Origin of the sequence: Streptomyces roseirectus, assembly GCF_014489635.1 — a bacterium.
Taxonomy (GTDB): domain Bacteria; phylum Actinomycetota; class Actinomycetes; order Streptomycetales; family Streptomycetaceae; genus Streptomyces; species Streptomyces roseirectus.
The window spans coordinates 7,074,163-7,088,332 of record NZ_CP060828.1 but is presented as its reverse complement, the minus strand read 5'-3'; the positions used below and the strand labels follow the sequence as shown (position 1 = coordinate 7,088,332).

Annotated in this window: 14 protein-coding genes and 1 pseudogene; 8 read left to right on the top strand and 7 right to left on the bottom strand. The window is 73.1% G+C overall.

All coding sequences use genetic code 11. The annotated features are described in order from the left end of the window. Positions 1-213: 213 nt before the first annotated feature. Entirely contained in the window at positions 214-1,341 is a 1,128-nt protein-coding gene (locus tag IAG44_RS30420; protein WP_187752915.1) for a magnesium and cobalt transport protein CorA, read from the top strand. A gap of 27 nt (positions 1,342-1,368) precedes the next feature. Here IAG44_RS30420 and IAG44_RS30415 read toward each other — a convergent pair whose 3' ends face one another. Together IAG44_RS30415 and IAG44_RS30410 are read right to left on the bottom strand one after the other, a co-directional pair. Further along, complete coding sequence (locus IAG44_RS30415) at positions 1,369-1,788, bottom strand: CBS domain-containing protein (protein WP_187750274.1); 420 nt, start codon at positions 1,786-1,788, stop codon at positions 1,369-1,371. A gap of 192 nt (positions 1,789-1,980) precedes the next feature. Next, entirely contained in the window at positions 1,981-2,622 is a 642-nt protein-coding gene (locus IAG44_RS30410) for a nucleoside/nucleotide kinase family protein (protein WP_187750273.1), read from the bottom strand. A gap of 252 nt (positions 2,623-2,874) precedes the next feature. Here IAG44_RS30410 and IAG44_RS30405 point away from each other — a divergent pair, with 252 nt between their 5' ends. The 3 genes from IAG44_RS30405 to IAG44_RS30395 all read left to right on the top strand — a co-directional run bounded on the left by IAG44_RS30405 (position 2,875) and on the right by IAG44_RS30395 (position 5,527). Next, on the top strand, positions 2,875-3,366 hold the full coding sequence (locus IAG44_RS30405) for an NAD(P)-dependent oxidoreductase (protein WP_187750272.1): 492 nt from the start codon (positions 2,875-2,877) through the stop codon (positions 3,364-3,366). A 102-nt stretch (positions 3,367-3,468) separates the two neighbouring features. Then, positions 3,469-3,948, top strand: coding sequence for an anthrone oxygenase family protein (locus tag IAG44_RS30400; protein ID WP_187752914.1), 480 nt, complete (start codon positions 3,469-3,471; stop codon positions 3,946-3,948). A 91-nt stretch (positions 3,949-4,039) separates the two neighbouring features. Beyond that, positions 4,040-5,527 carry a glutamate synthase subunit beta gene (locus IAG44_RS30395; RefSeq protein ID WP_187750271.1) on the top strand — a complete coding sequence of 496 codons (1,488 nt, stop codon included), beginning with the start codon at positions 4,040-4,042 and terminating at the stop codon, positions 5,525-5,527. Positions 5,528-5,847: 320 nt separating this feature from the next. Here the strand turns inward: IAG44_RS30395 and IAG44_RS30390 are convergent, their stop codons facing one another. Continuing rightward, the gene (locus IAG44_RS30390; RefSeq protein WP_187750270.1) at positions 5,848-6,381 is read right to left on the bottom strand and encodes a carboxymuconolactone decarboxylase family protein; all 534 of its coding nucleotides are present in this window, start codon (positions 6,379-6,381) and stop codon (positions 5,848-5,850) included. A gap of 47 nt (positions 6,382-6,428) precedes the next feature. On the opposite strand from IAG44_RS30390, the gene pdxR reads away from it, so the two are divergent. Then, the gene (gene pdxR, locus IAG44_RS30385; RefSeq protein WP_187750269.1) at positions 6,429-7,850 is read left to right on the top strand and encodes a MocR-like pyridoxine biosynthesis transcription factor PdxR; all 1,422 of its coding nucleotides are present in this window, start codon (positions 6,429-6,431) and stop codon (positions 7,848-7,850) included. A 197-nt stretch (positions 7,851-8,047) separates the two neighbouring features. Here the strand turns inward: pdxR and IAG44_RS30380 are convergent, their stop codons facing one another. Together IAG44_RS30380 and IAG44_RS30375 are read right to left on the bottom strand one after the other, a co-directional pair. Continuing rightward, positions 8,048-8,308: a DUF397 domain-containing protein gene (locus tag IAG44_RS30380; protein ID WP_187750268.1), complete on the bottom strand. Its 261-nt coding sequence runs from the start codon at positions 8,306-8,308 to the stop codon at positions 8,048-8,050. After that, positions 8,309-9,169 (bottom strand): helix-turn-helix domain-containing protein, encoded by an 861-nt coding sequence (locus IAG44_RS30375; RefSeq protein ID WP_187750267.1) that lies wholly within the window; start codon positions 9,167-9,169, stop codon positions 8,309-8,311. A 316-nt stretch (positions 9,170-9,485) separates the two neighbouring features. On the opposite strand from IAG44_RS30375, the pseudogene IAG44_RS30370 reads away from it, so the two are divergent. The 3 genes and pseudogenes from IAG44_RS30370 to IAG44_RS30360 all read left to right on the top strand — a co-directional run. Continuing rightward, positions 9,486-10,061, top strand: a pseudogene (locus IAG44_RS30370) (ATP-binding protein); the annotation flags it as partial. A gap of 506 nt (positions 10,062-10,567) precedes the next feature. Beyond that, a complete protein-coding gene (locus IAG44_RS30365) occupies positions 10,568-10,972 on the top strand; it encodes a hypothetical protein (protein ID WP_187750266.1) in 405 nt (134 codons plus the stop codon). A 243-nt stretch (positions 10,973-11,215) separates the two neighbouring features. Next, positions 11,216-13,183, top strand: coding sequence for an ABC transporter ATP-binding protein (locus IAG44_RS30360; RefSeq protein ID WP_187750265.1), 1,968 nt, complete (start codon positions 11,216-11,218; stop codon positions 13,181-13,183). Here IAG44_RS30360 and IAG44_RS30355 read toward each other — a convergent pair. Both IAG44_RS30355 and IAG44_RS30350 read right to left on the bottom strand, forming a co-directional pair. Next, positions 13,168-13,338 carry a hypothetical protein gene (locus tag IAG44_RS30355; RefSeq protein ID WP_187750264.1) on the bottom strand — a complete coding sequence of 57 codons (171 nt, stop codon included), beginning with the start codon at positions 13,336-13,338 and terminating at the stop codon, positions 13,168-13,170. The genes IAG44_RS30360 and IAG44_RS30355 overlap by 16 nt on opposite strands. Positions 13,339-13,497: 159 nt before the next feature. Further along, the gene (locus IAG44_RS30350) at positions 13,498-14,142 is read right to left on the bottom strand and encodes a DUF899 domain-containing protein (protein WP_187750263.1); all 645 of its coding nucleotides are present in this window, start codon (positions 14,140-14,142) and stop codon (positions 13,498-13,500) included. Positions 14,143-14,170: the final 28 nt, after the last annotated feature.

Genomic DNA, 14,170 nt, shown 5'->3' with positions numbered 1-14,170 from the left:
CATCCCATTTACCCCGCTTGTGAAAGGCGGTCGACGCGGCCGGAAATCCGCGCCCCGCATGGCTTCCGGTACCCGGGGAACAGGAGTGTCCACACGAGGCGGCGGAAACGAAAACGGAGTTATCCACAGGCTTACCCAGGTTTTGCGTCGAGCTGGCACACTGGCCAGCCAGACGCGATGACGCAGCGTACGGGGACCGGCGAGGAGATCCACATGACCATGGCGGGCAATCTGCGGAAGGTCACGGGCCTCGGCAGGGTCGGGGGCCTGCGCAGGGTGGCGCGGCTCGCGAGGCGGCGTCCGCGGGTCGATCTGAGCCATCCCGCCCGGTCGCCGCTGGGCTCCTCCGTGGTGAACTGCGTGGCCTACCGGGACGGCGTGCGGGCCCCGTCCGGCAGCGATCTGGTGGAGACGGTGGAGCGGGTCCGCAAGCAGGGCCACGGCTTCGTCTGGCTGGGGCTGCACGAGCCGACGAACGCCGAGTTCGCGGGCATCGCCGAACTCTTCGACCTGCACCCGCTGGCCGTCGAGGACGCGGTGGAGGCCCACCAGCGCCCGAAGGTGGAGCGGTACGGCGAGACGCTGTTCGCGGTCTTCAAGACGGTCTGCTACGTGGAGCACGAGCAGTTGACGGCGACCAGCGAGGTCGTCAACACCGGCGAGATCATGGTGTTCGTCGGCCCGGACTTCGTGATCACCGTCCGGCACGGCCGGCACGGCTCGCTGGGCCCGCTGCGCGAGGAGCTGGAGTCCGACACGGCCCAGCTCGCCAAGGGCCCCTCGGCGGTGCTGCACGCGATCGCGGACCATGTGGTGGACGACTATCTCCACGTCACGGACGCGATGCAGGTCGACATCGACCAGGTGGAGACGGACGTCTTCGCGGCGGACGCGGCCCGGGTCGACCCCGGCCGGATCTACCAGCTCAAGCGGGAACTCCTTGAGCTGAAGCGGGCGGTGGTGCCGCTGGGCCGTCCGCTGCTGGACCTCGCGGACCGTCCGGTACGGGCGGTCGACCCGGAGATACAGGCGTACTTCCGGGACGTCTCCGACCATCTGCTGCGCGTCACCGAGCAGATCGCGTCCTTCGACGAACTGCTGAACTCGATCCTCCAGGCGCATCTGGCACAGGTCACGGTCGCGCAGAACGAGGACATGCGGAAGATCACGGCGTGGGCCGCGGTCATCGCCGTGCCGACGATGGTCTGCGGGATCTACGGCATGAACTTCGACCACATGCCGGAGCTGCGCTGGAGGTTCGGCTATCCGCTGGTGCTCGGGGTGATCGCCACCGTGTGTCTGGCCCTGTACCGGGGCTTCCGGCGCAACGGCTGGCTGTGAGCCGGTGCGCCGGAAGCGCGGGCCGGGTCAGCCGCGGGAGTAGACGCTCTCGGCCCAGGAAGCGATCTGGCTCTCGGTGAGGTGCTGGGCGAGGTCGGCCTCGCTGATCATGCCGACGAGGCGCTTGTTCTCGATCACGGGGAGCCGGCGGATCCGATGCCCCTGCATCTCCCGGAGCACCTCGTCGACGTCGGCTCCGGCGTCGATCCAGCGGGGCGTGCCCTGGGCCATCTCACCGGCGGTCACCTGGGCCGGGTCGTGGCCCATGGCGACGCAGCCGACGACGATGTCGCGGTCCGTGAGGATGCCGCAGAGCCGTTCGTCGGCGTCGCTGATGGGCAGGGCACCGACGTCGAGGTCGCGCATCAGCTGGGCCGCGCGGTCCAGGGTCTCGTGCGCGGGGATCCACTGGGCGCCCCTGTGCATGATGTCTCCGGCGGTGGTCATGGGCTGCCTCCCTAGCCGGACGGCCGGCACGGCGCGGACGCGCCGCTGTCCCGGCGCCCTACATTCTTGCCGCGTACCGGGCGGAGCGCACGTCCGGCAGGGGAGGTCCGGCCACGGCGCCGAGGGTGCCTCGGGGTGCCGCTCCAGCCTCCACTCCGGGCGCCGCTCAACCGTTCCACGCCGGGTGGCGCTTCAGCCGTTCCACGCCGGGTGGCGCGGATCGTCCGCCCGCACCGTGACGTCCGCCGCCGTGGCCGGGTCGGTCTCCCGCTCGTAGCGCTCGAAGGCGGGCAGCGTCCACTGGTCGGCCTCGGGGGTGCGGCGGCGCAGGGAGCCCGGGGAGAGGCGGACGTGGACGCTGAGGTCGAAGGGGAACCAGTGGCGCAGCAGGAACGGTCCGTGGAGCAACAGGACCGCGCCGGGCGGGAGTTCGACGTAGGGGCTGCGGGTCGCCCGGTCGGTCGCCGGGTCCCACAGGTCGGGCAGGACACGGCCGGTGCCGCCGGGTTCGAGGGGGGTGAAGACCTCGCGCCACAGGGCGCGGGTGTCGAACCAGCCGTCGTAGTACGCGTCCACGTCCTGGTGGCCGTACTCGAACCGGAGGGAGGCGGGGCGCAGGAAGCCGTGCGTGTCGATCACCCGCGACGGCCGGCCGCGCACCCGCAGCCCCTCCGCGACCCGCGCGGCGAGGTCTCCGGGGCGGGCCGCGGGAGCGCCGTCGAAGGCGACGCGCGGCCAGGGGCTGCCGTCTGTCGGTTCCAGACCGGAAAGGCGCTCCGCGAGGTGGTCGGAGAGCCGGTCCCAAGTGATCGCTTCTAGTCGCACAGGGGTCATGATGCGTCAGGTGTGGTGGTCCGGCGGGCGGCGAGGAGGTCGGGGGCGCGCTGCATCGCGCGCAAGGTCTCACTGAGCGGTGAAGCGGCGGGGGCCGCCCTCAAGACAGCGGATGACCATTCCCGCCCTCCCTCACTGCCTTAAAGGCGTGGGAGGTGCCCCCCAATCTCCGACCCTGAACGGAACGTCGGCAGAAGGGCAGGCCGTCATCGGGGTGGTGCGGGATCCGGGGCTTCGGGCGGGGTGACGGTGGTGCGCGGGGACGTCACTGATGCGGAGGCGGTGCGGGGAGTGCTGACCGCGCGGGAGGCCCTGGCCGGGCGGGATGCCGTCGCCGGACAGAACGTCACCACCGGGCGGGACGGCGCCGTCGGAGTACGGCTTTCGCGCGCGGGCGAGGCGCGGTGGGCCGTGGTGCACGCTGCCGCGGGACTCGACGCGGATCTGACCGGGGCGGACGGGCGGCCCGTGATGGACGATCCGGCGCTGCTGCCGCCGGAGCACCTGTCCGCGGGACCGGCCCGGCTGCGGGCGGCCGGGGAGATGGTGGACTGGGCGGTTCTGACGCCCGGTGGCGAGCTGAGGGAGGGCGCCGCCAGGGGACGGTACGTCATCGGGGGCGACCATGTGCCGGACGGGGCGCCCGGGTTGACGTACGGGGATCTCGCGGCGGCCGTCGTGGACGAGGTGACGGCGCCCACCGTACGCGGGCGCCGAGGGGCGGTCTGGGCGGACGGAGTGTGACGTGAGGCATCCCGTGTGTCACCAGTCCTGTGCGGGGCATCACTTGTGGTGACGGGGCGGGTGGGGCAGGATCTCCGCCGTGACGGGCGGGAGTTGACGTTCATGGTGGAAGGGCCGTACCTGGCGATGGCGGTGGCCGGGGTGCTGGTGACGGGCGTGATGGCCGGGGTGTTCGGGGCGTTCTCGGTGCTGGTCATGCGGGGGCTCGGGACGCTGCCGGTGCCGCAGGGGGCGGCGGCGATGAACGCGATCAACACGGTGGCGCTGACCTCGGTGTTCATGTGGCTGTTCAGCGGCGCGGCGGCGGTGTGCGCGGTGATCGCGGTGGTGACGTTCGTGCTGTGGCCCGCCGAGGGGCGCGTGGAGCTGCTGCTGGGCAGCGGGCTCTATCTGGTGGGCGCGTTCGGGGTGACCGTCGTGGCGAACGTGCCGCGCAACGAGCGGCTTCAGCGGCTGGGCACGGAGTCTGCGCAGGCGCGCGCGTACTGGCCGCGGTACCTGCGCGAGTGGACGATGTGGAACCACGTCAGGGTGGCCGCGTCGATCGCGTCGGCCCTGTCGTACGTCCTGGCGTTGGCCTGAGCCTGCCGCTCTGCACACGGGGCGGGGGCGTCGTATCGTGGCGGAAAGGTGCCGTTCGACACAGGCGTGACAGACGCCGAGGAACCGAGCCATGGCCGACCCCAAGGGATTCATGCGCACCCCCCGCCAGGACTGGCCGCGCAGGCCCGTCGCGGAGCGGGTGCGGGACTGGGACGAGGTGTACGCGCCGGGGGCGCTGCTGCCGATCATCGGGGAGCAGGCCGACCGGTGCATGGACTGCGGGATCCCGTTCTGCCACGACGCGTGTCCGCTGGGGAACCTGATCCCGGAGTGGAACGACCTGGTGTCCCGCGCGGACTGGCGGGCGGCGAGCGAGCGGCTGCACGCGACCAACAACTTCCCCGAGTTCACCGGCCGGTTGTGCCCGGCGCCGTGCGAGGCGGGGTGCGTGCTCGCCATCGACCAGCCCGCCGTCACCATCAAGAACGTCGAGTGCGCGATCGCCGACCGGGCCTGGGAGGAGGGTTTCGTGCGGCCCCGGCCGCCCGAGCGGCTGTCCGGGCGGACGGTCGCGGTGATCGGCTCCGGGCCCGCCGGGCTCGCCGCCGCGCAGCAGCTGACGCGCGCGGGCCACACCGTCGTCGTGTACGAGAAGGACGACCGGCTCGGCGGGCTCATGCGGTACGGCATCCCCGCGTTCAAGATGGAGAAGCACCACTTGGAGCGCCGTATCGATCAGATGCGGGCCGAAGGGACGAAGTTCCGGACATCGACGGTCGTCGGGCGGGACGTTCCGGCGGACCGGCTGCGGGCCCGCCACGACGCGGTAGTGATCGCGACAGGCGCTTCGGCGTGGCGGGAACTTTCGGTGCCGGGTCGGGAGTTGGAGGGGATACACCAGGCGATGGAGTACCTGCCTCCGGCGAACCGGGTGTGCGAGGGGGACGCGGAGACCTCCCCGCTGTCGGCCGCCGGCCGGCATGTGGTGATCGTCGGCGGGGGCGACACGGGGGCGGACTGCCTGGGGACGGCGGTGCGCGAGGGGGCCGCGTCGGTCACCCAGCTGGACATCTACGCCCGCCCCGGGGACGACCGTGACGCGGACGCCGACCCGTGGCCGACGTACCCGAGGATCTACCGCCTCTCCGCCGCGCACGAGGAGGCGGGCGAGCTGGGGACGGCGCCCTCCGCCGACGCCGACGCGCGGCTCTTCGCGGCGTCCACGCTCCGCTTCACCGGCGACGGCCGGGGGCGGGTCGCCGCGCTGCACCTCGTCGAGGTCGACGCGCGCCGGCGGCCCGTGGACGGCACCGAGCGGCCCCTCCCCGCCGACCTGGTCCTCCTCGCCCTCGGCTTCTCGGGGCCCGACCCCTCGGACGGCCTCCTCGCCCAACTGGGCGTGCCCCTGGAGCCCCGCGGGACCATCCCTCGCGGCCGGGACTTCGCGACGTCCGTCCCCGGCGTGTTCGCCGCCGGGGACGCGGCGCGCGGGCAGTCCCTGATCGTGTGGGCCATCGCGGAGGGGCGGGCGGTGGCCGCGTCGGTGGACCGGTATCTGACGGGGGGTTCGACCCTGCCCGCGCCGATCTCGCCGGGGGATCGGCCCATGGGGGTGTGAGGGTCAGGGGCGCGGGGGTGACGGAGGTGTGGGAGGGCGGAGGAGGGACGGGGCTCGTCCGTGGCGGTGGAGCCGAAGTGCGGTGAGGCCCGCTGCGAGCTACAGGGTGAGTGGGGTCAGCGGGGCGCTGCGGCGATGGGCCGGGGGCATGGGCGCCTGCGTGACGCGAGGTGGTCGGCTCGGCGTTCCCACAGGCCGCCCCGCCGCCCGGCCGCAGCGCCGTCCCGCGCAGGCCCTGACAACATCCGGCACACGCCCTGACGCCGCACCCGCACCCGCACCCGCACCCGCACCCGCGATGGCACCGCCCCGCAACGCCCCTACGCGCGCCGTCGGCGTTCGTCCGTCCCCGCCACCTTCCCCGTCGCCAGTGCCACCCGGTTCCACGTGTTGATCGCGCAGATCGTCCCGATCAGCTGGGCCAGTTCCCGGTCGTCGAAGTGGGCGGCGGCCTCGGCGTAGACCTCGTCGGAGACGCCGCCTTGGGGCAGCAGGGTGACGGCCTCCGTCAGGGCCAGGGCCGCCTGCTCCTTCGGGGTGTAGAAGTGGCGGGCCTCGCGCCACACCGGGACGAGGTGGAGGCGGTCCTCGCTCTCGCCGGCCTTGCGGGCGTCGTTGGTGTGCATGTGGAGGCAGTAGGCGCAGGCGTTGAGGTGCGAGGCGCGGATCTGGACCAGCTCGACGAGGGCGGGGTCAAGGCCCTCGCCGGCGGCGGCGCCGAACGCGATGATCGCCCGGTAGGTCGCGCGGGCGGCCGAGCCGAAGTCCAGCCGGTCACGGGCGGCCTCGGCGGCGGCGATGCCCGCGTCGACGTCGGCGGTGGTGGCGGGAGCTGCGGTGGTGTGCGTCGTCATGTCCTCGAATCTAGGCTCCGCAAAGCCCCTCTGTAGGGTGCACTTTCATGGCGGAATCGTGGGTCAATTCGGCGGAGCGCATCGGCTCCGACCTGCACCTCGACGTGTCGGGTCCGGGTGGCCGCCGGGCCGCGCTGTGCCGCGCGCTGAGGGAGGCCGTGCGCAGCGGGCGCCTCGCGCCGGGGACGCGGCTGCCGCCGTACCGCTCGCTGGCCGCCGACCTGGGGGTTGCCCGCAACACGGTGGCGGACGCGTACGCCGAACTCGTCGCCGAGGGGTGGCTGACGGCGCGGCAGGGGTCGGGCACGCGCGTCGCCGACCGCGCGGAGCCCTTGCGGCACGCCGGGCAGCGGCCCACGAGCGACCCGCCACGTCTGCCTGGTCCGCGGCACAACCTCAAGCAGGGCACTCCGGACGTCTCGTCGTTCCCGCGCGCGGCCTGGCTGGCGTCGTACCGGCGGGCCCTGCAGAGCGCGCCGAGCGAGGCGTTCGGTCCCGGGGATCCGGCGGGGCGGCGCGAGCTGCGGGAGGCGCTGACGGAGTACCTGGCCCGCGCGCGGGGCGTACGGACGGACCCGGACCGGATCGTGATCTGCTCCGGCGTCGCGCACGCCCTGCGGCTGCTGTTCGGCGAGGGGGGCGGCGGGGTGCTGCGCGGTCCCGTGGGCGTCGAGGCGTACGGGCTCGGTTTCCACCTGGGCCTGCTCACCACCGCCGGCGTACGGACCGTGCCGCTCCCGCTGGACGAGCACGGGGCGCGCGTCGAGCGGTTGGGGCGCGAGCGGGCCGTACTGCTCACCCCCGCCCACCAGTTCCCGACCGGCGGCCCTCTGCACCCCGAGCGCCGGGCCTCGGTGGCCGATTGGGCACGCGCGCGTGGGGCGGTCGTCCTCGAGGACGACTACGACGGCGAGTTCCGCTTCGACAGGCGTCCCGTCGGCGCCGTCCAGGGCCTCGATCCGGAGCGGGTCGTCTACCTCGGTTCGGTCAGCAAGAGCCTGTCGCCCGCGGTGCGGCTGGGCTGGATGGTGCTTCCGGAGGATCTGGTCGGGAGTGTGCTGGAGGCCAAGGGCGAGCGGGAGGCGTGGGTGAGCGTCCCGGAGCAGCTGGGGCTCGCCGACTTCATCGCGTGCGGGGCGTACGACCGTCATGTGCGCCGGATGCGGCAGCGGTACCGGAGCCGGCGGGACCGGCTCGTCGCGGCGCTCGCCGAGCACGCGCCGGACGTCCGGGTCAGCGGCGTCGCGGCCGGGCTGCACGCGGTGCTGCGGTTGCCGGACGGCACCGAGCGGGCCACCGTCGAGGCGGCCACCGCGCGCGGGGTCGCGCTCGACGGCCTCGCCGCGTTCCGGCACCCGGGGGCCGAGGGGGCGCACGGTGACGGTCTGGTCGTCGGGTACGCCGCGCCGTCCGAGCACGCGTACGAGGCGGCGTTGCGGGCACTGTGCGCCGTGCTGCCCTCGCGCTAGAGCCATCCCGGGCCCGCCCGCCGTCGGTCAAGCAGATGGCTCTAGCCGGCTGCCGGTGTACTGCCCCCAGGGTGTTCGATACGGTCGTAAGTGATCAATTCGAACCAAGCATCCAAATTTAGAGTGTTGCGGAAAAGCCAACAAAGCCAACAAAAAGGGAAGTCGCCGAACACGATTCGGACCGGTGAACCAAGGGGTCAGGAGAGCAGGAAGTCCGCCTCACCCGCCTTCGCGCCCTCGATGAACGCCGTCATCTCGGCCGGGGTGTAGATCAGCGCGGGCCCGTCCGGATCGGTGGACTGACGGAGCGCGATCCGGCCGTCCTCCAGCTTCATCGCCTCCAGGCAGTTCCCCCCGTTCCCGCCGCTCCACGGCTTGTGCCAACCCTCGCTGCCCAGTTCCCGCGCGGGCATGCCGTTGTAGATCCGCGGGGCGGGAGAGGACGAGATGCGTTTCATTTACAGCTCCTTGCGGAGATCCCGGAGGATCTCCTTCGTGCGATGTGCCGTAGCGGACTGAGCCGCCATGCGGTCCATGACTTCGAGGTGGGTCGCCACCTCCTCGCGCGCGTCGAGATAGACGGCGCCGGTCAGGTACTCGCTGTAGACCATGTCCGGAAGCTCCGGCATGGCGAATCGGAACAGCACGAAGGGCCCGTACGTGCCCGGATGCGGCCCGTTGGCGAACGGGGCGATCTGGAGCACCACGTTGGGCAGCTTCGTGGCGTCGAGCAGCCTGTCGATCTGCGCGCGCATCACCTCCGGGCCGCCGACCGCGCGGCGCAGCGCCGTCTCGTCCATGACCGCCCACACGCGGGGCGCGTCGGGACGGGTGAGCAGATCCTGGCGGCGCATGCGCAGGGCGACCAGCCGATCGATGTCTTCCGGCCGCGTCCGGCCGATCGCGCCCGAGGTGAGCACCCCGCGCGCGTAGTCCTCGGTCTGGAGCAGTCCGGGGACGAAGTGCGGCTCGTACTGGCGGATCAGGGACGCCGCGCCCTCCAGGCTGACGTGCATGGAGAACCAGCCGGGCAGGACGTCGTGGTAACGCTGCCACCAGCCCGGCTTGTTGGCGTCCTCGGCCAGTCGCACGAACGCGTCGGCCTCGTCCCAGTCGACGCCGTACGCCTTGAGCAGCAGTTGGAGGTACGGGATCTTGAGCGCGACCTCGGCGGTCTCCATCCGGCGGATCGTGGCGGGCGCGACGCGCAGGACCTTGGCGGCCTCCTCGCGCTTGAGCCCGGCGCGCTCCCGCAGGTCCAGCAGGCGCCGGCCGAGGACGACCTGTCCCACGGTCGGCGCGGACCGCGGCTCGCTCACGCTCCACCTCCACGAAGCTCCACGAATGTTCTGCTGACTCTTCTCCCGACCGGCACGACTGGCCCCGCGGGGCTGTCGGCGAGGAAAGCGTCCCGACAGCCCTGCGGCGCCGTTCGAAGACCCGCGGGAGTCCCGATACGACGGCCCGCGCGCGTACGACCAGGTACGTCCGCGCGTGCGCGACGGTTCTCCGGCGGTCCCAATTGGCGCCGCTCTACGTGCTGTTGCGAGCAGTGTGCCACGACGCCTCACCGCGTCACACAGCACTCTGCAATTTTCAGAGTGACACTTGCCAAGTGTTCACGGCGGGGCGATAGTGGCAAGCGTGATTCCGTCCGCGCCCTTAGGAACAGACGCCACCGCAGGCCGCCTCGCCGGTCTCGGTGCCGCGCCGGGAGCAGGTTCCGACCAGACCTCCGCCGAGCGCCGGTTCCGGTTCGAGCTGGCCGCACACCCGGGTTCTCCGGCCCAGGCCAGACGTCTGGTGCGGGCCCGGCTGACCGGCTGGGCGGTGTGCGAGGACACCTGCGACTCGGCCGCCCTGGTCATATCCGAGCTGGTCACCAACGCGATCGTGCACACCGCGGGCGGGGTCGTCGTGTGCGAGCTGCACGACGGCGCCGAGACCCTGCGCATAGCCGTGCGTGACGAAGGATGCGCGCCGGGTGAGCCCTGTCCGTCGCCTCAGCTTCCCGACGAGGAGCACGGCCGCGGTCTGCTCCTCGTCGACGCCCTGTGTCGCGCCTGGGGGGCCCAGGAGCACGGTCCCGGCCTCCTGGTGTGGGCGGAGCTGCCCCGGGGCGCCTCCGAGCCGCGTGGGGACCTCGGCTGGGGCGCCAGGCCCAAGCCCGAGCCCGGCGACGGCGCGGAATCGGGCGAGGACGAGCGTGGCGAGGCCGCCCGGCGAGACGCCTCCCAGAGCGCGCGCGAGCGCGTCGTGGAGCAGCGCGCGCCGCAGCGGCCGCAGGGCGCCGCCCAGCCCGCGCCGCACGCCGCCGCTCAGCCGTCCCGGTCACCGCTGCCCGCCGCGCAGCCGGCGCCGCAGCCCGCGGCCCCGCAGCGCACCGAGCCGCAGCCCGCGCAGCCGCACCCGCGCCCCGCGAGGTCCGTGCAGGGCCCTGTCGAGGCCGCCCCGCACCCGTACCGTCCGGTGCAGTCGCCGCAGTTCCCGCACCACCCGCCGCACGCCCACCCCGACCCCCACCCGCTCCCGGGTCACCCGAGCCGTCCGGGCAGGCAGCACGCCCAGAGCCTCGACGGCGACCTAACCAGCTGGCGCCCGCACCCCGGTCCGGTCACCGCCGCGACATGGCAGCCGGGGGTTCCCGGCGCCGTCGAGCGGGGCCGAGAGCGGGGCAGGGCGTGAGCGCCCCGTCCGCCGAAGGTCCGGTGCTCACCATGAACACGCTCGTCCGAGTCGGCCGCCATCTGACGCACACGCCCGGCGCACCCGCGCGCCTGCCCGTTCCCGACGGCATGACGGTTCCGCTGGGCTGCGACGCCGTCGCCGTACCCGCGCGCCTGGGGCCGCTGCTGATGCCGCGTCTGCCGCGCGTGGGATGCGTGTACTCCGACGACACGTACTGGTGGTGGCTCGTCCCGGCCGACTCCGACTACGCCGTCGAGTGGCCGGCGCCCGCGCTGTACGCGACGGGGGCGATACTGCCCGGCACCCCGGACGCGCTGACCCTCATCCACCGGCCCGCGGGAACCGTCCCGTACACGCCGCCGATACCGCTGTACCTGACGCTGTGCCGGCTGACGGGCGCGACGCCCACGTGGTCTCGGCCGATCAGCGCCTGAACCGCCCTCCAGGGGCGCGTCCGCGCGGGCGCGTCTTCCAGAACGGCCCTAGGGCTGCACGTTCCGGGGCAGCCTTAGGGCCGCACGTCCCAGTGCCCCGCGCACGTTCGCTTCCGCCCCGCCCCACGGCGCACGCCCGCGCACACGCGCCTCTGCTCACGCGCTCTCCCCCGCCCGGCCCGCCCGCGCCATAGTGGCCGTTCGTGCATATGCCGAAGGGCCGTACCTCGGGGGAGGCGAAGCGTGCGCAGACCGCGCGGGCAGCAGAAGGAGAGCCTGGACGACCGCGAGGTCTCCGACTCGGAGCGGCTGCTCTTCGGCGGCCCGCTCAGCTACGACACGGGCTGGAACCAGCACAACGACGCCTTCCTCGAACTGAACCTGCGCGCGATGCTCACCCGGCTTCCGTCACTGCTCGCGGTGAGTCTGAGGCTGGCCCGGCAGGCGGACCCGCGCGCGGCGAAGGTCGTCGTGGCCGCCGAGGTGACCCACGGCGCCGCCCAGGCCGTCAGCCTGCTCGCGGTGAACAGTGCCCTGAGCCGGCTGATCTCCGAGGGGCCGATCGAGGACCGGGTGCGCGGTGCCGTCCCGGCGCTCGTCGCGATGGCCGTCGTCCTGCTCCTCGGGGCGCTGCTGCGCGCGGCGTCGACGTACGCGACGGGCCGTCTGGAGCCCAAGGTCGAGCGGGTGGCGACCGAGCTGTACCTGGAGCGGGCCGCGGCCGTGGAGCTGGCCGCGATCGAGGACCACGCGTTCCACAAGCTGCTGGACACCGCGCAGTACGGCGCGCGGTCGGCCCGCAGGATGATCGGGTACGGCACGCGTGTGGTGAACTCGGTGATCTCCCTGGCCGCCGCCGCGAGCGTCCTGACGGTCCTGCACCCGCTGCTGCTGCCCCTGCTGGTGACGATGACGCTGCCGAGCGCCTGGAGCGCGCTGACGAACGCCAGGCGCCACTACGAGTCGTTCCACACGTGGGTGCAGCACGCGCGCGCGGGACAGCTGATCGCGAGTCTGCTGACCGAACCGGCGGCGGCCCCGGAGATCCGGGTGCACGGCGTCGGCCCGTTCCTGCTGCGGCACTTCCGGGCGATGTCGGAGACCGCGGAGGCCGAACAGACCCGCCTGGCCCGTCTACAGGCCCGTACGGGCCTGATCGCGGCGGGCTGGACGGGCCTGGCGACCTGCGCGACGTACGCGACGCTGGGCGGGCTGCTGCTGGGCGGCGCGATGGCCCTGTCCGTCGCGGGGACGGCCGTGATCGCGATCCGCAGCGGTTCGGCGAGCCTCAACACGCTGGTCCTGGAGGTGAACCAGCTCCACGAGGAGGCGCTGTTCGTCGGCGACCTGCAACGCCTGTACGTCGAGGCGGCGGCGCGGGCGATCCCGGCGGGCGGCGTGGACCTTCCGGAGGACCCCCGGGAGATCCGGTTCGAGAACGTCACGTTCCGTTACCCGGGCGAGGCGTCCCCGGAGCACCGGCCCGCCCTGGACGACGTCACGCTCACGCTCCCGCTGGGCCGGATCGTCGCCCTGGTCGGCGAGAACGGCTCGGGCAAGACGACCCTGGTGAAGCTGCTCGCAGGGCTGTACCGCCCGGACTCGGGCCGCATCCTGTGGGACGGCGTGGACGCCGCGGAGGCCGACCGCGGGCAGCTCGCCGAGCGGATCGCGATGGTGGCCCAGGACTTCAAGCGCTGGCCGTTCACCGCGAAGGTCAACGTCGCCGTCGGCCGCTCCGCCGCCCCGCTCACCGACGAGCGGCTGGCCGCGTCCGTCGCGCAGGCGGGCGCCGAGGACGTCGTCGCGGACCTCCCGCGCGGGCTGGACACGCTCCTGGCCCGCCAGTTCAGCGGCGGTCACGAGCTGTCGGGGGGCCAGTGGCAGCGGCTGGGCATCGCGCGGGCGGCCTACCGGCGCGGGCGCATCCTCGTCGTGGACGAGCCGACGGCCGCGCTCGACGCGCGCGCGGAGCTGGAGGTCTTCGAGAAGATCCGGGCGCTCGCCGGGAGCGGCCAGACGGTCGTCCTGATCACCCACCGGCTGGCCTCGGTCCGCCACGCCGACCTGGTGCACGTCCTCGACCAGGGGAAGCTCGTCGAGTCCGGGACACCGGAGGAGCTGCTGGCGACCGGGGGCGTGTACGCCGAGCTGTACGCGCTCCAGGCCGAGCAGTTCACCGTGCGGCTGCCCGCTCACTCGCCGGAGTGACCCCGCACGATCACCAGGAACGTGTCGCTCGCGAGGTCCATGACGACCTCGGCCTCAAGCCCCTCGGAGCGTCTGGCGCGCGCGAACTCCTCCGCCGGCCACGACCCGCGCGGGCCGCCCGCGGGAAACCGTTCCAGTACGGTCCGCCCGTTCATCATGTCGTCCTCCGAAAGCGTCGTCCGTACTGGAGTGAACGCGCGGCGGGCCCGATCGGCTCGGCATATGACAGGACTGAGACCTACCTGACACTGCGTCCGTACGGACTGTGAAAACGACATGGACCGCCCAAGGGGCCGCGATTCGGAAGGAAACGATCAGAATTCGTACTCGTCGTGGTGCAGAACCGGTACGCCGTCGTCCTGGCGCCCGCGCGCGGTGAGGTCGAGGAGGCTGCTGAGCGAGCCGATCCCGTCGAGTCCGCGCCCGTGCGCCGCGTACGTGTGGAAGACGCGGTCCACGTCGCGCAGGAAGCAGCTCAGCCCCGGCCGCTCCAGGAGTTCGCCGTCGGCCCCCTTGGCGGTCGCCCCGAAGTCGGCGTTGAAGTCGCTGTCGTAGGACGAGTACCAGGGCACCGTCCAGCCCAGGCGCGCCTTGAACGGCAGGATCCGCGTGTAGGGCGTCCTGGAGACGACCGCGAAGGACGTGTCGCGGGCCTTGAGGTGGGCGAGGTGGCCGATCTGGTCGAGGAAGGCCGAGCAGCCCCGGCAGCCGGCCTCCCACTCGGGCGCGAACATGAAGTGGTGGACGACGAGCTGGCCGCGTCCCTCGAAGAGGTCGAGCAGGGTCGCCTTGCCGTCGCCGCCCTCGAAGACGTACTCCGCGTCGACCTCGACCATGGGCATCCGGCGCCGCTCGACGGCGAGCGCGTCCCGCGCGCGGGCGACGGCCGCCTCCTTGGCCAGCAGGTCCTCGCGCGCCGCGCGCCACTGTTCGCGCGAGACGATCTCCGGGAGCGACATCGCCCACCCCTTCTGTACTGACGTGCGT

Bases quoted from the DNA above. Each gene is read 5' to 3' on its own strand.
- IAG44_RS30395 (WP_187750271.1), top strand. From the start codon at position 4,040: ATGGCCGACCCCAAGGGATTCATGCGCACCCCCCGCCAGGACTGGCCG.
- IAG44_RS30415 (WP_187750274.1), bottom strand. From the start codon at position 1,788: ATGACCACCGCCGGAGACATCATGCACAGGGGCGCCCAGTGGATCCCC.
- IAG44_RS30355 (WP_187750264.1), bottom strand. From the start codon at position 13,338: ATGAACGGGCGGACCGTACTGGAACGGTTTCCCGCGGGCGGCCCGCGC.
- IAG44_RS30380 (WP_187750268.1), bottom strand. From the start codon at position 8,308: ATGAAACGCATCTCGTCCTCTCCCGCCCCGCGGATCTACAACGGCATG.
- IAG44_RS30365 (WP_187750266.1), top strand. From the start codon at position 10,568: ATGAACACGCTCGTCCGAGTCGGCCGCCATCTGACGCACACGCCCGGC.
- IAG44_RS30350 (WP_187750263.1), bottom strand. From the start codon at position 14,142: ATGTCGCTCCCGGAGATCGTCTCGCGCGAACAGTGGCGCGCGGCGCGC.
- IAG44_RS30420 (WP_187752915.1), top strand. From the start codon at position 214: ATGACCATGGCGGGCAATCTGCGGAAGGTCACGGGCCTCGGCAGGGTC.
- pdxR (WP_187750269.1), top strand. From the start codon at position 6,429: ATGGCGGAATCGTGGGTCAATTCGGCGGAGCGCATCGGCTCCGACCTG.
- IAG44_RS30400 (WP_187752914.1), top strand. From the start codon at position 3,469: ATGGTGGAAGGGCCGTACCTGGCGATGGCGGTGGCCGGGGTGCTGGTG.
- IAG44_RS30410 (WP_187750273.1), bottom strand. From the start codon at position 2,622: ATGACCCCTGTGCGACTAGAAGCGATCACTTGGGACCGGCTCTCCGAC.
- IAG44_RS30390 (WP_187750270.1), bottom strand. From the start codon at position 6,381: ATGACGACGCACACCACCGCAGCTCCCGCCACCACCGCCGACGTCGAC.